Source organism: Chryseosolibacter indicum, from assembly GCF_018598585.1.
GTDB lineage: Bacteria > Bacteroidota > Bacteroidia > Cytophagales > Cyclobacteriaceae > Chryseosolibacter > Chryseosolibacter indicus.
In genome coordinates, this window is sequence record NZ_JAHESD010000024.1 from 50,434 (window position 1) to 72,989 (window position 22,556).

General features: G+C 39.3%; 19 protein-coding genes. 3 read left to right on the forward strand and 16 right to left on the reverse strand.

The window, feature by feature from the left end:
• Positions 1–372: 372 nt before the first annotated feature.
• Positions 373–1,020 carry a 4'-phosphopantetheinyl transferase family protein gene (locus KK060_RS12175; RefSeq protein ID WP_254154010.1) on the reverse strand — a complete coding sequence of 216 codons (648 nt, stop codon included), beginning with the start codon at positions 1,018–1,020 and terminating at the stop codon, positions 373–375.
• 232 nt (positions 1,021–1,252) lie between these two features.
• On the opposite strand from KK060_RS12175, the gene KK060_RS12180 reads away from it, so the two are divergent.
• A complete protein-coding gene (locus KK060_RS12180; RefSeq protein ID WP_254154011.1) occupies positions 1,253–1,678 on the forward strand; it encodes a hypothetical protein in 426 nt (141 codons plus the stop codon).
• A gap of 180 nt (positions 1,679–1,858) precedes the next feature.
• Here the strand turns inward: KK060_RS12180 and KK060_RS12185 are convergent, their stop codons facing one another.
• Entirely contained in the window at positions 1,859–2,296 is a 438-nt protein-coding gene (locus KK060_RS12185; protein ID WP_254154012.1) for a lipocalin-like domain-containing protein, read from the reverse strand.
• Positions 2,297–2,317: 21 nt separating this feature from the next.
• On the reverse strand, positions 2,318–7,018 hold the full coding sequence (locus KK060_RS12190) for a type I polyketide synthase (RefSeq protein ID WP_254154013.1): 4,701 nt from the start codon (positions 7,016–7,018) through the stop codon (positions 2,318–2,320).
• Between the two features lie 687 nt (positions 7,019–7,705).
• On the opposite strand from KK060_RS12190, the gene KK060_RS12195 reads away from it, so the two are divergent.
• Positions 7,706–7,939 carry a hypothetical protein gene (locus tag KK060_RS12195; protein WP_254154014.1) on the forward strand — a complete coding sequence of 78 codons (234 nt, stop codon included), beginning with the start codon at positions 7,706–7,708 and terminating at the stop codon, positions 7,937–7,939.
• A 221-nt stretch (positions 7,940–8,160) separates the two neighbouring features.
• Here the strand turns inward: KK060_RS12195 and KK060_RS12200 are convergent, their stop codons facing one another.
• Complete coding sequence (locus tag KK060_RS12200) at positions 8,161–10,293, reverse strand: PQQ-dependent dehydrogenase, methanol/ethanol family (protein ID WP_254154015.1); 2,133 nt, start codon at positions 10,291–10,293, stop codon at positions 8,161–8,163.
• A gap of 168 nt (positions 10,294–10,461) precedes the next feature.
• Positions 10,462–12,021: a choice-of-anchor I family protein gene (locus KK060_RS12205; RefSeq protein ID WP_254154016.1), complete on the reverse strand. Its 1,560-nt coding sequence runs from the start codon at positions 12,019–12,021 to the stop codon at positions 10,462–10,464.
• A 553-nt stretch (positions 12,022–12,574) separates the two neighbouring features.
• Here KK060_RS12205 and KK060_RS12210 point away from each other — a divergent pair.
• Entirely contained in the window at positions 12,575–14,635 is a 2,061-nt protein-coding gene (locus KK060_RS12210; RefSeq protein ID WP_254154017.1) for a TonB-dependent receptor plug domain-containing protein, read from the forward strand.
• A gap of 150 nt (positions 14,636–14,785) precedes the next feature.
• Here KK060_RS12210 and KK060_RS12215 read toward each other — a convergent pair whose 3' ends face one another.
• From KK060_RS12215 to KK060_RS12265, 11 genes are all read right to left on the reverse strand, one after another.
• Positions 14,786–15,688, reverse strand: coding sequence for an SDR family oxidoreductase (locus KK060_RS12215; RefSeq protein ID WP_254154018.1), 903 nt, complete (start codon positions 15,686–15,688; stop codon positions 14,786–14,788).
• Between the two features lie 88 nt (positions 15,689–15,776).
• Positions 15,777–16,220 carry a helix-turn-helix domain-containing protein gene (locus tag KK060_RS12220; RefSeq protein ID WP_254154019.1) on the reverse strand — a complete coding sequence of 148 codons (444 nt, stop codon included), beginning with the start codon at positions 16,218–16,220 and terminating at the stop codon, positions 15,777–15,779.
• Positions 16,221–16,297: 77 nt separating this feature from the next.
• Positions 16,298–16,795, reverse strand: a complete 498-nt coding sequence (locus KK060_RS12225; RefSeq protein ID WP_254154020.1) for a hypothetical protein — start codon at positions 16,793–16,795, stop codon at positions 16,298–16,300.
• A 98-nt stretch (positions 16,796–16,893) separates the two neighbouring features.
• Positions 16,894–17,541, reverse strand: coding sequence for a class I SAM-dependent methyltransferase (locus KK060_RS12230; protein WP_254154021.1), 648 nt, complete (start codon positions 17,539–17,541; stop codon positions 16,894–16,896).
• A gap of 225 nt (positions 17,542–17,766) precedes the next feature.
• Positions 17,767–18,195 carry an SRPBCC family protein gene (locus tag KK060_RS12235; protein ID WP_254154022.1) on the reverse strand — a complete coding sequence of 143 codons (429 nt, stop codon included), beginning with the start codon at positions 18,193–18,195 and terminating at the stop codon, positions 17,767–17,769.
• 367 nt (positions 18,196–18,562) lie between these two features.
• A complete protein-coding gene (locus KK060_RS12240; protein WP_254154023.1) occupies positions 18,563–18,757 on the reverse strand; it encodes a hypothetical protein in 195 nt (64 codons plus the stop codon).
• 18 nt (positions 18,758–18,775) lie between these two features.
• Positions 18,776–18,982, reverse strand: coding sequence for a hypothetical protein (locus KK060_RS12245; protein ID WP_254154024.1), 207 nt, complete (start codon positions 18,980–18,982; stop codon positions 18,776–18,778).
• Between the two features lie 347 nt (positions 18,983–19,329).
• A complete protein-coding gene (locus tag KK060_RS12250) occupies positions 19,330–19,845 on the reverse strand; it encodes a hypothetical protein (RefSeq protein WP_254154025.1) in 516 nt (171 codons plus the stop codon).
• 157 nt (positions 19,846–20,002) lie between these two features.
• A complete protein-coding gene (locus KK060_RS12255) occupies positions 20,003–20,989 on the reverse strand; it encodes a hypothetical protein (protein WP_254154026.1) in 987 nt (328 codons plus the stop codon).
• 84 nt (positions 20,990–21,073) lie between these two features.
• A complete protein-coding gene (locus KK060_RS12260) occupies positions 21,074–21,610 on the reverse strand; it encodes a hypothetical protein (protein ID WP_254154027.1) in 537 nt (178 codons plus the stop codon).
• 131 nt (positions 21,611–21,741) lie between these two features.
• The gene (locus KK060_RS12265; RefSeq protein ID WP_254154028.1) at positions 21,742–22,308 is read right to left on the reverse strand and encodes an STM3941 family protein; all 567 of its coding nucleotides are present in this window, start codon (positions 22,306–22,308) and stop codon (positions 21,742–21,744) included.
• Between the last annotated feature and the right edge of the window lie 248 nt (positions 22,309–22,556).

Consider the following 22,556-nt stretch of genomic DNA (forward strand, 5'->3'; position numbering starts at 1 on the left):
TAATACAGCCCAATGTCGTTGGGAATCTACGATGCCAGCACCGTGTTTGCGCCATGCGTGCGGTATGTCTGCGAGAAAAGGGGGTAGTTTCTCGCACACATACCGCACGCATAGTGCTCGCATGGTGCTGGCAGAATTCATTCGTAAGCTATGTAGTAGTTATCATAAGAGGCTGTATATATCCTGGAATTTTCGAGGATAGCTTTTGATTAGATGTGTTAGGTCTCACCAGGCGGTCTATAAGAAGATGGAATAAAAATACAAAAAAACAGAAGCAACCGCAACGTAAAAAACTGAATAACCTTCCGTTTCAACCTCCCTAGACATTTTTAATAGTAGCAGGCACATTAACTACTTAGTAACCTTTACCTATCACTTAAAAAGTATTTCTTCTATTTCAACTTCATCTATCTCAACTTCATTTGCCTTAAATGTGGTACAAAGGTTACAAGAATATTCGGGGATATGGAGAGATGTAAAATAACCAGAAATATTATGAGCAGGTGCACTGCCCTGAAATCCTTCAACAATTACGTTGTTCAAAGGTATCTGCAAACCCATACCCCATGCCTTTAAAAGACTCTCCTTTTTAGTCCACAAGTCAAAGAAGATTTGTGGAACGTTATCGGCCTGTTGAATGGTAGTCCATTCGTTGTCGGAATAACAGCTTCTAAAGTCTGATATTGCTATTGTTCGAATCCATTCAATATCAATCCCAACTATACCTTTGTCACATACCGCAGCTATTACTGTATTGTTACTGTGAGAAATATTAAAATGAATGGATGAACTACTAAACTGCCACTTGCCAAATTTGTTTTGATGCAACGTATCTAATAGCGTTTTAGGAAGCTGCATATCGAAAAACATCTTTTCACATAGCAAGTGACCTATCAAACTTAATATTTGCTTGTTGTCCTGATCATATTGTCGAATATTAGGAAATACCTTACAAGTTGAGAGATCACCCGGCAATATTTTATCAGAAGCAGAAATTGTTGATGAAAGGATCCTGATCATGAAGGGATTGCAAAAATATAAGTAGATATACTGACACAACGGTCGGTGAAATATAGTACGTTCTAAAAGAATGATTAGACCTTACGTTGGAATATGTTTAAACATCATAATGATAATTAGAAATATTGGTAAAAATCTTATGTGCACCGATTATTTAACTAAAGTAAATGAATGAATTTAAGGCGTAACTGCTATTTTTAATACTATAATTTTACTTAACCTGTTTTAAAGTATGAAGAAAGAACTTAATAGACCTAACTCAAAGGATCTATACGCAAAAATCACCTACGAGAAAGAAAACAATTTGATTTATCTCGACTGGAATGGCTATCTGTCTGTAGATCTTGTTAAATCTGGTTCAGAAGAGCTACTTGCGGTTATTAAAGAAACGCAATGCCAGAACGTTTTGGTTGATAACAGAAAAGTATCAGGTCCTTGGCAGGCAGCGAATGAGTGGTACCAAACTGACTGGAATCCACGCGCAGCAAAAGCTGGTCTTGCTAACATGGCTGTTATCATGTCTGATAACATCTTCACACAATTATCACTACAAGGTTTTGCTAAAGTAAGCAAAGGCGTATTTACAGTAAACGTATTTAATGCCGATGTACCTGCAAGAAAGTGGCTTAAAGAACAATCTACTGCCGTAGTTAAATAACTTATTTTCTCCCCGATCTTATCAGAAGGAAGATTTCGAATTGCGATTCGGTTTCTTCCTTATTTTTTGTACATCTCAGCCCTTTAAGAATCTCTTCTGATCAGAGCTATTACGAACAAAAAGACCTCGGAATAATATTTCAAATTACTCCGAGGACTATTACATAGCCGTATTACTCCATCAGGCGCGTTTCCACCTCACATTAAACACTGTTTCGTGCCCATCTATAGTAACTGGCGGCGCACTCAGGATGAGGTATCCATCTTCAAATTTTGCATACCTTGTTTCCTTCTGTCCTACCCAATTAGGAAAAAGGCTTCCCTCTACTTCGTGAACAAGTTCTCCGGGAGAAACTTCATAGTACTTTCCAAAGTAGGCGGCATAGCTTCTGTAAGCACCATCCGTCTCCTGCAGGTTTCCACTCATCAATGAGCTTGCCTGAAGGTTGGCACGGCCTGACTTCATTAACTGTGCATTCATGTAACCGTTCTGGTCATACATCAATATGCCTACTGGGTTATCGCTAAAGTAATTTATGATATTCCCTGCTGCATCTTTATAAGTCCAGGATACGAGTTTCCAGGTACCAATTATTTTATCTCTAACAAACTCCTTCATTGTGCTATATCGAGTTAATCTCTACTTGTAAGAAACTTTCTCTTCCGTTACACCAATTTCCTGCAGGATAAGATTAGCAACGTATTCGCCATCATGTGCTATATATCTATGTTCTCCTGATCTTGAGATAAGCCTAAACAACACTGAAGTTTCTTTTTCCCATGCTTCTATCTGATGTCTTTTCACGCGCTCATCTTCAGAACCATGTATTGCAATGATAGGAATATCCAACGGCTTTTCTACTGTATACTTATGTGAGTATAAGAACTGTAAATCGGCACGTAGTATATTTACAAGCATACTTTGCAATTCAACATCTCCAATGTTATCGATATGAAGGTGCGGGTACAAATGCACAAGTTCATCGTTGCTTAACGTAGGATCTACCTGACTCTTATCATAAGCCCCTAGACCTGACGTAGAGGAGATGAACAATTTTTCGGGCATTCTGAAATTTGTTCTTCTGAATTCCCTAATAATCTCAAAAGCAAGCAAGCCTCCCATGCTATGACCGAGGAAAACGTAAGGCTTATTCAGCAGCGGTTTAATTGCAGGTATAATATCATCTAGGAAAGGTTTTAACTCCGTAAAAGGAGCTTCTTCTAATCTTCGTCCTCTTCCAGGCATCTCAACAGCGATAAACTCAACCTTGTCGCTATCCAGAAGATTTTCCCATCCATCAAAAAGAGAAGCACTTCCGCCAGCATCGTGGAAACAGAATACTTTAAATAATGCGTCAGGATTAGGTTTCGGAATATTGAACCAGTTCTTTTCATGACCCTTCGATGCAGAAGTATGCTCAGCATTTGCTTCCGGCATTAACACACTTTTCAAGTATATTGTATAATCACTTATGCTAGGGTGCGACCAGAACATACCCACCGGCAACTTAATGTTAAAATCCTTTTCTAATTGATTACGCAGTTGCACCGCCATAAGCGAGTCAAGTCCCATTCCCTTAAAGGTCATGGAGCCCTTAATGCGGTTTTGAGGAATCTTAATAATCTTAGACACCTCTGTTATTAAGATCTGCTGAAGAACTTCAATCTTTTCTGATTCGAGTTCCATCTGAGAGAATTTCTGAAGCGCCTCTGAACCTGAGTTCTTCTTACCATTGCTCATTTGGGCAGAAATGATTCGGCCTGCTGTTCCTTTCAATCCGTAAATACTCATTACAGCTGTATTGTCGTAGTTTGCAATGAGTATATCTGCGCTGAATGACCAGGTCGATAGTGCATCCGTGGCGCGTTCCAGTTTCTTCAGCATCATTAAACCTCTAAGCTCACGCTCATAGTTAACCGCGCCTGTGATCTGAAGCTTTTGAATATTTTCCAACGTTACATTCAGGAAGTTCCCTTCCTCAAGAATGGATATCAGTTGACCAAAAAGAGGCTGCATGAAACTACTGATAAGCGCCGGGTGAATAATGTATTTACCGGCTGATTGCTTTACGGCAGCATCTGGCTTTATTGAAAACAAGATCTGGTTGCTACTTTGATTGGTTATCTTATCAACACCTGTAACCGCATGAAAATGTTTACCATAATCAAAGCCTATTGAACGTAGCAGATTGTAGTAATTACTTCCATCGGTATAGCTTGGTGCCTGATATTCTATCTCATCGAAAGCCACCTGGATGTTTATCTTCTCCTCGGAAAGAACTACGCTACCATTGGAAAGCTCAACCCACGAGTCACCTTCGCGCTTGTAGATGTAGAACTGCCCACCCTTGTCATCGCAAAGCTGAAGTTTCAATTGAACGTCAATAACTTCATTCTCAGCAAATACAAGTTGACGTGAAAAGTTCATCTGCTCAATTCTTACCGTAGTGTCTTTGAAGATCTCATTCATTGCTTCAAACACCATCTCCAGATAACATGCTGTTGGCAGTTCAATCTTATTGTTTATCAAATGATCTTTCAGATAAGGGAATTTGCTTACGCTGATAATCGACTGCCAGAAGTAGATATTCTGGATGTTAGCCAGATTGATCTTGCTGCCCAGCAGTGGATAGGTTGCCGCAGTCTCCTTATTTAATTCAAGTTCTTTAGAGTAATCTTCAATCTCATATCGCTCACGTTGGAAAGGATAGTGAGGAAGAGCAACCTGAGGAACTTTATTGGTTGAATAAAAATGCTCCCAATTAATTGAATATCCTTTGTTAAATAAGTCATTCAGGTTCTTAAGCATTTCCTTTTGTTCGTCCTTCTCGCGTGCAGTAGAGGCTACGGTAATCACTTTCGCGCGGCTATGAGCAGCACACTCATTTACGGCATTTACAAGTACGGGATGTGGATTTGCTTCGATAAAAACGACGTGCTGATCCTCAATTAACTGCTGTATAACGGAAGCGAACTGAACCGTACCACGCAAGTTATTTACCCAGTAGTCAGCATCAAGGGAAGTCCCCTCCATTACCTTGTTAAACACTGTTGAGAAGAATGGAACTGTCGATTGTTGTGGCCTTACTGATTGTAATGCCTTACGCAAATCTTCTTTCAAAGGGTCCATCTGCGGACTGTGAGACGCGACATCTACTTTCACCAACCTGCAGAACAATCCTTTACTCTCCAGCTGCGCCATTACTTCATCAATAGATGCTTTATCACCTGCAAGCACAGTTGATTTCGGACTATTGTTTACCGCTACTGATAATTTACCCGCATACCCCGCAACAACTTTTAAAGCATCTTCATGGCTCAGTTCTGTCACTGCCATCGCGCCTCCTTTGCCACTCACGGTCTTCATTAACCGACTTCTTGTACAGATAATGCGCGCAGCATCGTTAAGAGAAATTGCGCCGGAGATATACGCCGCAGCAACTTCTCCCATACTGTGCCCTACTACGGCATGAGGCTTGATCCCCCATGAAAGCCAGAGCTTGGCAAGTGCAATCTGCATAGCACAGATTGAAGGCTGAATAACATCAATCTCTGAAAGACGACTTTTCTCTGGAGTAGCATTCAATTGCTCCAGGAGAGACCAATCCGTAAATGGTTTGAACGCGTCATCCAATTCTTCTATTGCTTTTTTGAAAACCGGTTCTTTAGGAAAGAGGTCTCTTCCCATGCCCAACCATTGTGCGCCTTGTCCTGGGAAAACGAATACGACCTTATCACTATCCTTCAAGGGCATATAAGGTAACGCTTCAACGTTGTCCTGAACAAAATTCTTTATTTCTTGCAATACCTCTTCACGACTCGTTCCTGAGAAAAGTATTCTATGGTCGAATTCGGCTTTGCAAAAAGCAGTTGCAATACAAATATTTTTAAAGGTCTCTTCGTCACTTCCTTCTAAAAGTGCGGCATACGCCTTCGCGTAGTCTAAAAGCGCCTGAGGAGATTTCGCTGTTAAAGGAAGGCTATACAACGCAGTTGACCTTTCAGCTGCAGCGCCTTGTGTGTTAAGCTTGGCAACATATTCTTCCAAAACGGCATGCGCATTAGTACCACCCCACCCAAAAGAATTAACTCCGGCTTTCAACGTTTCCCCTGGTTTTACAGGCCAGCTTGTAAGGTCTTTTTGAACTTCAAGTTTAAGATCATCAAAGTCTATGTTAGGGTTAGGACTATTAAAGTTAAGATTAGGAGGCAACATTTTATGTTGCATGGCCAGTACCACTTTAATAAGGCCTGCAATTCCTGCTGTGGCCTCTGTGTGACCTAAGTTGGTTTTAACAGAGCCTATTCTCAACCTAGACTCTTCCCTTCCTCTTTTAAAAAACTCCCCTATAGCACGCGCCTCATTCGGGTCACCCAGCTTTGTTCCTGTTCCATGGGCTTCCATATAATGCACCTCGTCAGGTCTGATGCCTGCCGCTTCGTAAGCTTTTTCAAGCAATGAGATTTGTCCTTCAGTGCTCGTCGCAGGTAGTGTATCGTTAAAACCGTTGTTATTTACGGCTGTACTTTTAATAACAGCGAAGATTTTATCACCATCGCGTTCGGCATCAGATAACTTTTTAAGAAGAAGTACTCCCCCACCTTCACCACGCACAAAACCATCAGCATCAACGTCGAAAGTACTGCATCTGCCCTTTACAGAAAGACCACCAAACTTTGTGAGCTCAATATATTTACCAGGATCAAGAATATGGTTAATACCTCCAATAATTGTCATCTCCGATTCGTTGCTGAGCAGACTCTGGCAGGCCAGGTGTAAAGCAACCAATGAGGCAGAACATCCTGTATCTATCACCAGGCTGGGACCTGTAAAGCCAAGCGCAAACGAAACACGGTTAGCAATTACGTTAGACGACATACCTACCGCAGAGTGAAGGGTAGCCTTTGCATTCTTAAATTTCCTGTAGTGCTCAAAGTCACTCCATATATTACCTACATAAACACCTACATTTTTACCCTGTATCTTTTTAAATGGTATGGTCGAACTTTCAATAGCTTCCCAGGCTAACTCCATCATTAACTTCTGAGAAGGGCTCATTTCAATAGCTTCTGCAGGAGAGATGTTAAAAAACAACGGATCGAAGTCATGGATATCAGACAATAACGAAGCATGTTTCTGCTGCGTCTTGCGTTCTGAAAGCGGATCGGGATCGTATAAAGCGCTTGCATCCCATCGCTCTTTCGATATTTCGGCTATTGTGTCCTTTCCATTGCTCAGTAAATCCCAAAAGCTTTCAATAGAATTTACATTTGGAAATCTGCATGAAACACCAACAATAGCTATAGCGTTAGAATGAGAAGTATTTGATGAAGGGTTCATAGGTAGGTTAATTGTGATTATACAAACCTAATCAAGTGGCGGATCGAAAACCTTTCTTTAAAAGTGCAAAGCTTACCTACCAAACTATTTCTGACGAAATCGTTTTCACTCGGTGAAGAGTGATTCACCTCGATGACATTAACGTATGCAATACGGGTAAATCAGTAATTTCCTCAGAAGGAGTACTTAGACGTTGTAACAAATTTCGCATTTTGTTCTCGTTATATTACATCACGTTTTCTAACATGATTAAAATCATGATTCTTTAACGCTGGTTAACTAATTGGCTACATTTCCTTAATATTAATACCAAGAGAAAGTATTTTGAAATTGTTAACTTATGTAAAACCTATGATTAACATATTATAGTCTCATCTATTACATAAAGGTTTCTGCTTATTGAAAAGAAAGTAAAATACGTAGCCGACCCGCTACATAAATGGCAAACAATAATACCTATTGCTTATGCCTCCTGTTATTTATATGATGAGGTGCACATTCAATTTCTAATGAAGCAGCTGTATAACCCTCCGCTTTTTTAAGTGCTTCGATTTAAAATTGAATCAGGATTATTTCACATAGAAAAGGTTTACAACAAATAACAATTTCTGACAGGATGTAATATTTACGCAAAAAATAGCGGCGCAGTAAATAAGGCAAGTGCTATATTTACTTACCTACTATACTATGAATAAGAACTTTGAAGCTTTAAGCCTTGAGGATCGGGCAGGAATACTTTGTGACGGCGAATTTCTTTACAGCATGGAGTATTATGATTTTCAACTTAACCTTTACGTACTCCCCAACAACAAATTAGCAGAGATTTGGTATAGCACCAAGAAACAGGAGATAGTTGAAATTCGGCTAACGGAAGGTGGCGACCTGCAAAAGTGGCTTAACCGTATTGATATTCTCTGGTAATACCATCCCAGGTTAAATATTTCCGTGGATGTCAAATGTGATGCTATTCTATTAATAACCTTCTAAAAGTTTTGTGAAAAAGAAGTGCTCCTTTGGGAAGCGCCTCGATTCATAAATCCAATTAGCTTTTAATATGTGCTTCTAAAGCCTCAAGAGCAAGAGGCTTACTTATTCATCCTTCGGTAATTAGAAATGCATTACATGGCTTACCGAAGTGAACTTTATCTTATTTCATTACCTGTGTTTTGTCTCTCGTAGCGATGCTTCTGCATGGAGATAATAAATTGATGTATTGCATTCGCATCTTCCTGAGAAAGAACATCCGAGAATCCTGCCATTCCATAGAAGCTTAGTTTTCCATGAAGTACAATATTTATGAAATCGTCGTGTAAGTGTTTCGGCAACAGAGACAGGTCAGGAATTTCACTTAAATGTTCTTCACCCATTGTAGTATGACATCGTGCGCAGAATTGATTGTAAAGGTCTTCACCTCTTCTGATTTGTGATTCTTCCAGTACTGCGTCAGGCGGAGCCGGTACTTTCGTAACGCGATCTTGAGGTAATGGAAGTGGTGTTTCTCCTCCTCCTAACTTAAAGGCAATAATTCTTCCTGTATTTTTATATTTATTTAAGGCAGTAGCACCATTAGGAATTGGAAGAAAAGATCCACCAAACCCTGCCATCACGGCTACGTATTGTTCTCCATCAACGGTATAAGTAACAGGTGCTGCAAGCATACCAGTACCTGTGTAAATCTCATTTAACTTCTCCCCTGTATCTGCCTTATAAATGTTCAGATAACCGGAGGAAGTACCTTGAAAAACAAGATCACCACTTGTAGAAAGTACACCGCCATTAAAACGAGAAGGCAAATGAACACGCCATACTTCTTTTTGTTTTACAGGATCCCATGCCTTCAGCACATCACCCTCATGTGCGGGCCATCCTTCTGCATATATTTTTAAATGCTCTGGTAGCGGCACCGCATTGGTAATCACACCTGAGTTTATATTGCGTGGGGCGAACTGATAGCCCGGAAGTTCGCTATACACGAAAGGAATATCGTGCGTGGGAATATAAACTAAGCCTGTGTTAGGATTATAACTCATGGGCTGCCAGGAGTGCCCTCCTACCGGACCAGGAAAAATATAACGCGGAGAATCTTTATACCACGCCTGATTTGATATGGAAGGTTTCCCTGTTCTTGTATCAACAGAATCGGCCCAATTAACAGGGACATATTTTTCTGCAGATATCAGCTTTCCTGTAACCCTGTCTATCACGTAAAAGAATCCATTCTTGGGTGCCTGCATAAGCACCTTTCTCGTCTTGCCATTAATTGAAAGATCTGCAAGCACAATGTTTGCTGTTGAAGTATGATCCCAGCTTTCACCCGGACTAGTCTGATAATACCACACAAGTCTTCCATCATCCGGATCAATTGCAAGAATTGATGAAAGAAAAAGATTTTCACCACCAGAAGGACTTCTTATCCATAAGGGATAAGGAGACCCGTTGCCTGTGCCTACATAAAGCAGATTAAGATGCGGGTCATAGGCAAGTTCTCCCCAAACAGTACCTCCTCCTCCGGCTTGCCATAGTGAGTTGGCATCCCAGGTAGGCACTGCTATTTTCATTGCTTCATCTGCCTGCTTATGTGTTGAATCTGCCGGAACGGTAAAGAACCTCCAGGCGAAGTCACCGGTTTCAAGATCATACGCTGTTATATAACCTCTTACTCCAAAGTCAGCTCCTGCATTACCAATAACTACTTTGCCCTTTGCTATTTGTGGGGGCCCTGTAATTGTATAAAAAGCTTCGCGGTCAACAAAAGTGTCCTGCTTCCATAACTCTTTTCCTGTTGCAGCATCAAGGGCTATTAAATAACCATCCAGCGTTCCTATAAATACCTTTCCTTGCCATACCTGTATACCCCGGTTTATTACATCACAGCAAGTTCTCCTGGCATAATTTCCATCAACACCAGGGTCATAACGCCAGATCTCCTTTCCTGTTTTTGCATTCACCGCATATACCTGGCTCCAGGCGCCAGAGGTATATAGAACTCCGTCAACTACAATAGGGGTAGCTTCTAGTCCTCTGTTCACCTTGCCTCTATTGGAGTTTGTTTCATACTGCCACGCAAAGCCAAGTGACTTAATGTTATCCTTATTAATTTGAGATAAAGGCGAATGGTGGTGTTGCATGAAATTCCTTCCCAGTGACATCCAGTTTTCAGGCTCTTCGTCGGCCTGAATTATCCTTTCAATATTTACATCACCAGCTGGTTGCTGTCTGAGATTACATCCGAATAGTACAGCTATACATGCAATTACAATACAAGGCTTCTTCATCAAATTTGTAGTTCTATAGTTGCCCATCAAGCGTTCATTGGATTTCGATCATGCAATTCAAAGCAATTATAGTTAAAGTATGGATAGTATTAATAATAAAAAAAGAGCAGTACCATTTCCGGTACTGCTCCAACCCATATAGTATACTAATTAACCTGGTACTAAGAACTAGTATTGGTCTTGTCCGCTTAACTGGAATACGTTTACGGTACCATCGCCCTCGCAGCTTGTTACTACAATAGCCTTCTTATTAGGGCTATCTTCTGCAGGGATAAACAGAACACCTTCTGGTGCATCACCAGTTTGAAGAGCTTGTAAGAAGATGGGTGCATTAGGATTTGTAACATCTACAATTACCAACGCATCTGCACGTTCAATTCCCACAAACGCTAAAGTACGGCTTCCGATTTTTCCGGTAGTTACGCTTTCGGGCTCAACACCTTTATCGTCACTTCTTGAGTCGTCGTAAAGTGAAGGCAATTTTTCGATCACATATTTTTCGAGCTTGCTGCCACTTTCGTAAACCAACTGACCGCTGTTACCATTAACAATGGAGAATGAGCGCGCTCCAAAAGAATATAACTCATCGAAATCACCATCTCCATCTGTATCACCCATTCTGTTGGTAATTTTCAAACGTCCAAGTTTATCGTTTGCCTGTAACGTTGCTGCATTAGGAAACTTCACAGGATCCAGTACTACACCACCCACACGAGATTCTTCATTAAACAATCCACCTTCTGAGTAAGGAGGAAGTGCATCATCACTTGTAGGACGAAGACGGCTATCGCCTTCGTTAGCTGTGATAAGGAAAGGCACACCACCTACTTCAAATGAGCTGATAGCATCAGGCATATACATACCTTTTACAGGCCAGTTGCCAAAGAAGATACCATTATCACGGTCGCTAGGATCAAGATCATTACCAGGCTTGCTGTGATCTTTGTACCCCAGCGGGAAGATATTTTCTATAACCTTTGTATGTAAATCTACTTTAGCAATAGCATTGTTCTCTTGAAGCGTAATCCATGCTTTTCTGTTATCGTGAGATATAGCAACATATTCTGGTTCAGTATCTGCAGCTAATGAAGTGCCAGCAGGACCAGGAGTGCGGTATCCTTTACTTCTCAGGAAAGCTGCCTGACTGTTAAATGAAGTAAAGTCAAGTGTTGTTACACTGAAGCCCTGGTTTACGTTGATGATAGAAATGGAACCGTTAGGATCAACAGAGTAATCTTCATTTGGCTCTCCTTCATTTGCAGTTACAAGATACTTCCCGTCTTTGCTAAAGGTAACCATATCAGGAAGAGACCCAACAGGTACTATGGCTTTTACGCTTAGGTCACTTGTATTCCATACAACAACTTTTCCAGGATTTGTTTTAGGATTAGACTCAACAGCAGCTGCAAGCATACCATTTTTTACTGATACACTGTTTACACCAGCACCATAAGCACTTATTTGAATATCTCTTTCATAAGTGAGGTCAAATGGATTAGACATGTCAATAACATCAATAGCTGCTTTCACCGCATTGATAACGAACAGCTTCTTCGTTTTAGGATCATAGGCAGATATCTCAGCCGCGGTAGTTCCTCCTACAAGTTGAATCCGGTCAACTTCTGTAAAGAGCGTGTAATTCTCATGTGGGGGATGCTCACCTGGATCATTACAGGATGTTACAAACAAAGCACTTGTTAGTAATGCAAGCGTCAAATGTTTTCGCATAGTATTATAAGGTTTAAAGTTATTATTAACGGTAAATAACCTGAACTGCCGCTACATATAGGCTAAAATGTAAGATTTTATTAAATTAAATAGCGGCAATTTAATGACATAAACCTCGCTAATCTTACTTGCCATTTTAACTTTGACTTAACATTAACTTAACGTTAAGTTAACATAAAGCGCCGTTAAGTTGTCTATTATGCATGACAAACACCACTGTTACGCAGCAAAATGTGTATTTACAACAAATAGGAGGGATTAATTAACCCTGGTTAAACTTATCATCTACCCTAAACTACGTACGTATCTCTTATTCTGATTATTTGAAAAATATTACATTCAAAATTTACACATCGAAATATATAAAAAGAGCTACGTTTTGCTTAAAACCACATCTAATATCTTAAAAGTGCTACTCTTCCTGACTCGCTGACGTCAAATAATTCTCCCGTTCACAAATTACCTTACGCACGACATCCGGGTATATGCAAATAGAAAATGTCGGTTAAATACGCTTCTATATTTGTCTCGATTAAATCCTAACCAACTATTTATGAATAACTTTACCACATGGCTAATGGCCGGATTACTCCTTGTAACCGGAACATCCGCATTTAGTCAGGAGCAAAAAGATAGCACTGACTTATATGCTCTTTCACTGGAAGAACTCTTAAGTATTAAAGTTATCTCTTCTACCAAGACTGAAGTAAGTATTCAAAAAGCCCCCTCTGTTGTCAGACTATTTACAAAAGATGATATCTCAAAAATGGGATTTCAGACACTGCGTGATCTTCTCGATCAAATTCCCGGCTTCGAAAATCAGGAATACAGGGCGGGCCACCAGTTGACATGGATCAGAGGCGTTCAGGCACGCTATAATAACAAAGTTCTTCTTCTTATTGATGGAGTACCTATTCGCGACAGTTATTACGGCAACTTCAATGTAGATGAAATGATCCCTATCGAAATTGTTGAGCGCGTTGAAGTTATTAACGGGCCTGGATCTGTATTGTACGGAACGAATAGTTTCGCTGGTGTAATTAGTATCACAACCAAACAAGAAGGAAGAAGTCTTTCGGCAGAAGCAGGATCTTTCAATACCTATCGTGTTAATGGTCAATATAGCATTAAAGGACTCTTCGTTAATGCTAACCTGTTAGAGTCCGATGGTTTTTCTCCTGACTTCAACTCCGATGGAAAAGTACGGGAGCATGATCAATCTGTTTCAAATAAGTCGATCATGGCATCATACAACAGAAACGGACTAGAGTTAACTGGCAGTTATACAAAGTATGCCTACCCTTATAAGTACAGAGACAGCAAGGGAGACTACTCTTTTGAAAGAACTCCTGTTTATGGTTCTGCTGCCTATACGATAAAGACCAGCACTAACTCCAGCTTAAAACTTCATGGCTTCTATAATAGCTATGGCTTTAACATTGAAAAAACAAAATACAAGAACGCAACGAGCAATGAGATAAAGGAAATTGCTACAGAAGAACTTAACAGTAGCCTGTACGGTGGTTCAGCAGAGTATTTTATGAGCTTCTCCAAAAATGAACTTCTTGCTGGTGTAAGCTTACTTGCGGATCATGCGGATGACATTCACGCGCTTGTTACCAATACAGAAGGTGCATCTGTAAATATTCGTAAAGATATGATTCAAGGAGGAAAAGGAACATTTACTCGTTCTAACCTCGGCTTCTTTCTTCAGGATACCTATAGCATAAACAGCAAAATTGACCTTACTGGTGGCGTTCGTTATGATGTTCTTTCTGACTTCGAAAACCAGTTCAACTATCGCATCGGCTTAACAGGTTCATTTAATAAAAACTGGTATGGCAAAGCTCTATTTGGAACAGCATACCGTATTCCTTCTTACCGTGAATACATAGACGTTATATCTTACAATAATCAACTTAAACCTGAAGAATTAAGAACCATTGAAGCACAAATAGGATATGCATCTAATAAAATGGATATCAACTTAACGGTGTATAACAACTATTACACCAACTTCATTAACGAGGTAGTTGTTGATTCAATACAGGATGGTGCAGGAGCAGTACGCGAAGTGGATGATGAAGTGTCATTTAACTTTGATAACCGCAGCATTACCGGGTTAGAATTAAACGGTGTATTAAAACCCATTGCTAACCTCAGACTTCTTATCGGACTCTCTTACAAATTCAATGCATCTGAAAAAATGGGTGGTTTTGGAAGCAACGAAATCATTTACACATCTCAGGAAATTGACTTCAACAAAAGAGACCTGCTCTTCCTGAGCAAGTTTACAGGTAACTTTACTGCATCTTACTTATTTGCACAACGCGTGACATTAGCCTTAAATGGACAATACTTTTCAAACAGAAACACTCCATCTGACTACCAGTCAAATGCGCCTGATGCGGTTCAAAATGCTTCTCATGCAGATGGCTTTGTGAAGTTCAACTTGTTTGCTAACGTAGGCTTATACAAAGGCCTGAGCCTTAAAGCCAGTGTCAACAACGTATTTGATACAAACATCTATTCACCTCCTTTCGGCGGTCAACAAGATTACGACGCACAGTGGCCAGGAAGAAACGTAAGAATAGGATTGCGTTATAACTTTTAATAACAATTATCAATAAAAAGTCTCCTTTGGAATAACCAGAGGAGACTTTTTTTATTGATGGACAGATAAAGTGGTAACGCCCTCAATTCTAACTTACTTTCACCACATTATAAAAATGATATGCTATCTATGTTCACTGAGAATACGTTATCAAGACTTTGCACGTAACCGATTTACCAGCAGGTCTTCTGCTATGATCTGATCTTTCATCTGCAATAATTCATTAACATCCCAATTACTGCTCAGGTAACGCCCCTTGGCCCAATCAGCTTTCCCGGAGCAAAGCCATACAATAAATCCTGCTGCTAATTCAGGCTCGTCAACAAGAGTAGAATGAAAGTCATCAGGCATCGTCTTCGCCAGTGAAGTAGGTACGCCACCAGGATGGATAGAAAAACACTTTACGCCTTCTGCTCCATGATCAACATTAATAAACTCGCAGAGGCGGTTAATAGCATGTTTTGAAGTCTGATAGGCCGAAGCACCTGGTACCAGATACTGCGCTCCAATAGATGAAAGAAGAATTAAATACCCGCCATTATTTTTCTTTGCCGACTGTATGAGGTGCGGAATTGTAAAGCGAACGACATAATAAGCTCCCTTCATATTAACCTCCCAGGTTTGCCACCACGCGTTTACATCAGATTCACCTATCCTCTTACTCCAGCTGCTGGTGTTTCCAGCATTCGCATCGGCGATATCAATACCGCCAAATTTTGAGACGCAATCATTAACAGCCGCCTGTACTTGTTCTGCGTCGGTGACGTCGCATACCTGGTAGGCACACTGCGTATCCGGATTTTCCTTTGCTATTTTCGCCTTAGTTTCCTCAAGTCCTTTTACAGATCTCGCTGTAATATAAATCGCTTTTGCACCTGCCTGGGCAAAGGCGACAGCCGTTGCCTGCCCTATCCCTTGCGACGCCCCTGATATGAAGACTACTTTGCCTGCGGCTGAACCTTTTAATGTTGTTTTTGTGTCGATACCAGCATATTGAGAATGATGAGACGTCAATTCTAAAAACTGTGATGGTATTGAAGAGTAATTGCTCATTGTTTTAATAATTTTAATAAGACATTAATTAAGTTGTCTATACAAAATTATTGGCCGGGATGCCCCCGAATATGGTGATGTTGTCAGATTAAATGGTGAAGTGTTCAGTTTTTTTGCTCAAGGCCTCTTCCCTGAATTGTTTGGGAGTTTGTCCTGTATAGCGCTTAAAGAACTTTGTAAAGTTAGACGGGTCGTAGGTGAGTAATTTTGCTATGGAAGCAATACTCATCCTGTTCTCAGAGAGCATCTGTTTTGCTACCATCAGTATTCTTTCTTCAAAATAAAAACAAGGATGTTTACCCGTGGTCAGTTTAATGGTATTGGTCAGATGCCTGGGATGGATGTTTAAAATGTTCGCAATTTCATTTATCTCAAACATGGTATCAACCCTTCCATTCGCAATGTCTGATATATGTTTGTCCAATTCTTTAAAAAAATCAGCCGTGATTTCATTCTGCCGCGCTGAAATCTTTTTTGGCATCTGCATTTCTGTTTCCATCATATAAGGTATTTCAGCAACAATAAAAGACATGCTATAAAATACAAAATTAGCACCAATTAAGTAGAGTCGTATTATTTTAGGTGAATTGGCCTATAAGACGGCCCGCTTTAACTCTCTCCATTGTATACTTTTTTAATCATGTTCTCTGTCCAAATTCTGAACTTGTAAGGAGGAAATAGATGAAGCAACGAAAATCCTGTTAAGAACCAGCCAGTGATTGCCAAAGCAGTATTAGGAATCTCTCTTTGAATGAATCCATCATCCTCGGTTGATGTTGTTATAATTTCTCTTAGAGAAGGCAACAATGAAAGAATAAGCAGAGACAACCCGATAAATACGTTAAATATGGATAGCCACACTCTTTTTGTCCACCATGTATTAATTCTGTAATTAATTCTAATCGGAAGACCGATCAGCAAGCAGATTCCAATTGTCACTGTTGATATCAAACCTCCAATGATCGGCTGAAACAAGATCGTTCCAACAAAAGCATCTATCCCACCCTGGTAGTCCAGCAGCACAAATATCATATAAATTGCTACTAATGCGATAAGTGTGATTATTCCTTGAAGTGCAAGAGTTATTAGATTCAGTATTATCCTCATTTTGTCTTTTATTCCTCAATCTTAAATATTCAAACCTTTTCTGATGCACGAGTTAATATGCGTTTGTCTATTCCAACTCTTAACTATCCACGTTCGTACTAATCCACCTTCGTTCCAATGGCATATATTCTTTCAACATTAAACTCGAAATCATACGGCTTACGCGTATCAAAGAAATCAATATTAAAGTTACTACGCATGAAGTAACTTCTTATCTCATCTTCGAAGAAATGAGTAAAATAAACCTTGTTACCCTCGTACCATTCATCATCAATCATCCCCTCGCTTGTTCCTTTTTTTACAACAACCAATAACTTTCCATTGGTTTTCAGAATTCTGTTAAACTCACTAAATATTCTGCCTATATATTCTCTGGGAGTGTATATGATTGAATAAAACGATACGATAGCATCGAAAGAATTATCCTTAAAGTCAGTATTCATCATATCCATTACTTTGAACTCTAACTCTGGATTATATGAAGTTGCTATATCTATGCACCGCTGGGAAATATCTATCCCAACAACCTGATGCCCTTTATCAAAAAGATATTTACTGATGTGACCACTTGGACCACAACCCATGTCACAGATTAAAGAATTCTTTGTTAACGAATCCGAGAATCTATCCAAAAGCAATCGGTCGTATTCCTTTTGGATGATCTCATCCTTAAAATGATCATGGTATTTGTGAGCCGTTTTATCGTACGCCTTTTTTGTTAATTCATTTGTCTCCTCAAGGTTCATAGGAAAGGATTTTAGGTGCGCACAACGTTTAAGATAGTATTGACTGATCTGGTTATGGCCAAACAGGCACAATGCATTTGAAACACAAGTTCGCAAACTAGCTTATAACAAAGAAGCCTGAACCCTGTCATAGTAGGTTCGAAATCTGACCAGTCGAGGTGGCACATCTAGTCAAATTAACCTTTACCGTTCCAGCGCTAAACCTAGCTTGAATTAGCTGTTTGTTTATTGGTTTTCAACAAGTTTTTTTAAGCCATCAATAACAACTGCCCAGTTTTCGGCCGAGTGCTTTGCCTTTTCCTCGTTATAGTTTGATTGTACAATGGTGAGTTCCGTACCTGTTTCAGTGGGTTTTACTTCATAACTAACCAGTAGATAGTTTTCAGGTTTATCCTCCAAGCCACTCCAACTGCTTAAATAGCTATATGAAATTCTCTTATTAGGTATAAATTCTTGAACAACGCCTTTATCTACATATGTTTGTCCTTCGTATTCACCTGTCCAACGGAGTGGACTACCTACTTCCCAGGTTGTTTCCTGGTTAGAACCAAAGAAGTATTGCCTGACCATTTCTGGGTTGATTAAAGCTTCCCAAACTTTCTCTACGGATGCTTTTATTGTTGTCTGATACTTTGATTGATGATTTGTTTGCATACGGGTGCTGTTTTACTTTCTCTGTTCACCAATTATTTATTTGTATTATCTATGTTTTCGTCTTACGCTCATTCCTAACGTTCACACATATCCTGACAGAATAAACTTAGTAATAAATTATGGATTCTTCTCACATGATTTATGGATCTAATAATTCGTTGTCACTCAACTAGCTCACGTCTTAGCAACGTGCGACGGCATGTGGGTGACTGTGCTAACTACTTCAAGTCATCAGGCTTCAATCATTGCAGGTCCAAGTCGTACGACTTGAATCAAGAATGGTGACATTCACGAAAGAGAAAGACTTCTTTAGCTTATAGCAACGTGTGGCCCCGAAAAGGAGGCCTCGGAGACTGAGATAGCAAAACTACAATTGAGTTTGCTGCTTTCTTCTTTTTAAGAATACGATTAAACTTAAAATCAGAAGGCCAAAGGATATACCTTTTATAAGACCAGCCATACCATCTGACATTGATGTATATCGTTCAATCATAAAACTTGAACTCAATAACATTGTTCCTAAAATCAGAAGAGTCACATTTGCATTGTTCAGTTGCTTCATTGTTATAAACTTTAGTATTTAAAATGTTAATTCGCCATTCGCTTCCGTCAACCATTCAAGGTCGGTTAAATGAGCCTGATTGTCAAATTTAAGTTCTCTTAAATAGCTCATTTTGTTGATAGGTAAAAGATGTTCAACTGTCAACTGTCTAACCCAGGTAAAAGATAGTTTTTCAATTTTACCTATTTCTGGAAGCCTTTTATAATTTGTGGCACTACCTAACATGAAATTTAATTCATGCAAATTAAAGATAACCGCTTTCTATCCAAAGAGCCCTTACCGCCAAGTTCGCATATAAAGCAACACGGTAGCCAAAATTAATATTTAATCAACGAATTCTGCCGGCATAATATATATGCAGTTAGCGCCTATGCCTTAGTCCCCTGAACTAGTGCAAGTCTTAGAAGGTGCGACGGCATGTGGGGGACTTGTGCTTGACCAACTTCAAATCATTAGGCTTTAATCATAGTAGGTCCAAGTCACGCGCAGTGCTTGGCGCATACCTAAGACTTGAATCAGAAATGGGGAAACTACAAATTAACACAATCCCGGCAATGGCATATGCATTTTTGTTAGGGCCTGTGCCTTTCACTTCCTATTTTCAAGTCCTTCGTTATTTCTTGGAAGAATTCTTCATACTCTTTCTTCTTTTCAATTGTCAGGGAATTACTTAAGTCTTTTCTTTCACTGTCATAGAGCCTCATTCTGTCGGAGTGGTACGATAGGTATTCAGTGGTCTCCGTCACCTTAAAGTCCTTTTCGTAAAATGGCTTGTCATACTTAAAGTCTGTTCTCTTGACTATTTTAAAGTTTAAGTTTTTATCAGTCCAATAGGTCGCATGTATCTTACCAGTTTCCCCATATATCCAAATGTCAAACACTAAGTATGCCTTGTCCTTGTTGTGAAAAGCAGTTAACTGTCCTCCCTCTGTAGAATGACATGAAAGATCAAATTCGTCTGATCTGAAGGCTCCTTTGTCCTTCTCGAAGTCCTCAATTAAATTAAAGTTCTTGTCAGAAGTGACTTGATCAAAAATAACAGGTTGTCCAAAAGACACCGAAATCATTAACATTATTAGTTGTACCATCTTTCAAAAGGCATTACCGCCAACGATTTGCATATGCAGCGTTGCAATAATCTTGCGAATCACTGTCCCACGTACAAACCGTAATTGAAATACAAGTTAAAAAACCGGCGCATCGCAGGCAATGATGTATATGCGGTGTTGAGTGGCGTTTTCCTTTTCATTTGACCAACCCGTGAATTATTAAAAAAGGCAAAACGGTCAATGCAAGGAATAGAACTCCAATATAAACAACGTCCCAAAATGATGGAGGGGGTCTATCAACAACTGGCTCTCTATTAAAGACCAGCTTGTATAGAAACCTTGTCGGTTTTTGGATTAGCAAGACAGCAATTGGATGCAACGCTCCATAATCAAGAATATGTTTATTGAAACCACCAACAAATACAATAGCTACGACCAAATAACATATTGCTATTATCAAGCAATAGATATAATGCTTATCTGATTGAAGTAATTTATAGTCCCCAAAAAACCATAGTCCAATCCCCATTCCGTAGAAGAGCGAATATTTGGCAAAGGTATGATTGTCTATTTGTTTTATGATTATTCCAATAGTAAATAGACTAACAACAATGAGTAATAACACGTTAAACCGTTTATCAGCACACGTTTCGTTCGTCTTTATCGTATTCCGAGAAATTTGTTTTTGGCTAACGTTTATCGTTTCAGGATTATCCAAGTTCAATTCAGCTGGAACCTGAAAAATCCTCTTCTCTCTTGTATCAGTTATTTTTCCGTTGAAGTCTATTCTGAAGTTCTCATTCTCAGAGGTAGTCACAAAAACACTGTCGCTCTCCTTGTCTATTGAAGAGAAATAAACAAGCAGTTGCTTATCTTTCAATACATTATTCGCCTTTCCTATAGTGAAGCCTTCAATTTCAATTCTATAATTAATGTTTTCTGGGTAATTTAAGTAGTTGATTAAGTAATAGAATCTCTCATTGTCAAGTCGTCTGTCAGCCTGAATTATGTGACTACCTCGTCCGTTTTTATACAGTTCAAATGTCAAGCCATCTTGCAGGTCCTTTAAATACAGCTGAATCCATTGTCGCAACGCTTTCTTAATGTCGTTGTAAGCACCACCTTTTATTATTATTAAATTGTCAGTTATCACTTTAATGTCAGTATCTAAAATGCCATACAACGTTCGTGTTTATGCAGTTTAAATTTTCCTTTAAAACTAATTCAATGAAATTTGAATTGCATATACACATTGTTGTGGGCCGTATTATAATTTGCGCTTAATCTTTGAATAATCGATTCCAACGGAGTCCCAAGTTGAATGATGATATTCTTCATCGTTTATTCCGATCTCCTTAATCCACTGTCGAATCTTTTGTCTACCTAGTGGTGATAATCCTGTTAGTGGATACTCAATTTCTCTAAGGAATTCATAGTACTTCCATTCATTCTTAATTTTGCTTTTTGATGAAATACTGTTAGTCGGAAGGGCAATCTCTACCCAGTCAATAATTTTTGCTTTCTTATAGAATATTAGTCCAATTGTAGGTGAATGACTATAAGAATGTCTTGCACCATATGTTGAAGTGTCGTTTAGTATTTTTACTAACTCATTTACGCGGTTTAAATTTAGTTCTATCCCTTGAGTCTTACTGTTGATATTTCCATAAGCGTCAAGCAAGCGTGAAATACCCGACTGCTCGTCTTCCTCAATCTGGTAGAGCAACACTCTATCATATCCCTTCTTTGGAAAGTCTCCTGATACAAGCGTAAGGGAAACTAGAAATATGAGACAAGTCTTCATTTAAATTTTAATATGGCTCACAACGTTTATGTATGAAATGTGGTTGGGTTTTCGAAGCTGTGTTCTGTCCCACGTCACCGAACGAAATTAAGAAACCAAAATATGGTTTTACACTGCGCCCCAGGCATGTTTTATACATTTTGTTGTTGGGTGGTTGCCATTACTCCATCTCTTTTGTTGTGCTCTGCAATCATTCTTTCGCTAATAATTTTGAATAGATAGTCAGTGTCACCATTCAAAGAATTACTAATAATAGATATTGGTGTCCCATACATTTTATAATTTCCTTTCATCAATTTTTTCTTTAACCCACCAATCTTCTCCATAAAGTCCTCAGGGTCGTGAATGTCAATTAAAATAAATTTAGTCGACATCACTTGTTCAATCTTCAGTCCTTTAATTTGTTCCCATTTGATTAGCTGTGCCGAAGAAGCATTCGAGTTGTCGTGAATTCCATCCTTGTCAATTATTAGTCCCGGTTTTGAATCAAACATTTTATAAAAAATATATAGTCCGACAGCTCCAAATAAAATTATTGCACTATAACCTGTCACATTTAATAAGGGCGGAGGAAATCTATGTTGGTTGTCAGCTAACGCAATCATCCAAATTCCTGCAACAACAAATGCAATAGCGCCCAAAAATGTCAGTACTGCTTTTCTCTTACTTAATTTTATTTCAATTCTTTCTTGTCCCATGGGCTAATCTTTCTTTGGCCATGCCCACAACGTTTTGTGTTTAAGGAGTTGCCGGAGTAGGAGGGTTAAAAAATGGAACGAAGTGGAATGTTAAGCCTGACCAACTGCGACCTGTCCCCCGCTACGGGACTAAATTAAGAAACTGATTTGAATAAGGACACAACACGCAGAAATTACTTAAACACGGTGTTGGCAGCCGTACTTACTCGAACTCTATTGTTTGGTCATTCAATTGTACAAATCCTGAA

Bases quoted from the DNA above. Each gene is read 5' to 3' on its own strand.
- KK060_RS12260 (WP_254154027.1), bottom strand. From the start codon at position 21,610: ATGAAGACTTGTCTCATATTTCTAGTTTCCCTTACGCTTGTATCAGGA.
- KK060_RS12220 (WP_254154019.1), bottom strand. From the start codon at position 16,220: ATGTCTTTTATTGTTGCTGAAATACCTTATATGATGGAAACAGAAATG.
- KK060_RS12250 (WP_254154025.1), bottom strand. From the start codon at position 19,845: ATGGTACAACTAATAATGTTAATGATTTCGGTGTCTTTTGGACAACCT.
- KK060_RS12200 (WP_254154015.1), bottom strand. From the start codon at position 10,293: ATGAAGAAGCCTTGTATTGTAATTGCATGTATAGCTGTACTATTCGGA.
- KK060_RS12205 (WP_254154016.1), bottom strand. From the start codon at position 12,021: ATGCGAAAACATTTGACGCTTGCATTACTAACAAGTGCTTTGTTTGTA.
- KK060_RS12225 (WP_254154020.1), bottom strand. From the start codon at position 16,795: ATGAGGATAATACTGAATCTAATAACTCTTGCACTTCAAGGAATAATC.
- KK060_RS12210 (WP_254154017.1), top strand. From the start codon at position 12,575: ATGAATAACTTTACCACATGGCTAATGGCCGGATTACTCCTTGTAACC.
- KK060_RS12185 (WP_254154012.1), bottom strand. From the start codon at position 2,296: ATGAAGGAGTTTGTTAGAGATAAAATAATTGGTACCTGGAAACTCGTA.
- KK060_RS12240 (WP_254154023.1), bottom strand. From the start codon at position 18,757: ATGAAGCAACTGAACAATGCAAATGTGACTCTTCTGATTTTAGGAACA.
- KK060_RS12215 (WP_254154018.1), bottom strand. From the start codon at position 15,688: ATGAGCAATTACTCTTCAATACCATCACAGTTTTTAGAATTGACGTCT.
- KK060_RS12175 (WP_254154010.1), bottom strand. From the start codon at position 1,020: ATGATCAGGATCCTTTCATCAACAATTTCTGCTTCTGATAAAATATTG.
- KK060_RS12235 (WP_254154022.1), bottom strand. From the start codon at position 18,195: ATGCAAACAAATCATCAATCAAAGTATCAGACAACAATAAAAGCATCC.
- KK060_RS12245 (WP_254154024.1), bottom strand. From the start codon at position 18,982: ATGTTAGGTAGTGCCACAAATTATAAAAGGCTTCCAGAAATAGGTAAA.
- KK060_RS12190 (WP_254154013.1), bottom strand. From the start codon at position 7,018: ATGAACCCTTCATCAAATACTTCTCATTCTAACGCTATAGCTATTGTT.
- KK060_RS12180 (WP_254154011.1), top strand. From the start codon at position 1,253: ATGAAGAAAGAACTTAATAGACCTAACTCAAAGGATCTATACGCAAAA.
- KK060_RS12230 (WP_254154021.1), bottom strand. From the start codon at position 17,541: ATGAACCTTGAGGAGACAAATGAATTAACAAAAAAGGCGTACGATAAA.
- KK060_RS12195 (WP_254154014.1), top strand. From the start codon at position 7,706: ATGAATAAGAACTTTGAAGCTTTAAGCCTTGAGGATCGGGCAGGAATA.
- KK060_RS12265 (WP_254154028.1), bottom strand. From the start codon at position 22,308: ATGGGACAAGAAAGAATTGAAATAAAATTAAGTAAGAGAAAAGCAGTA.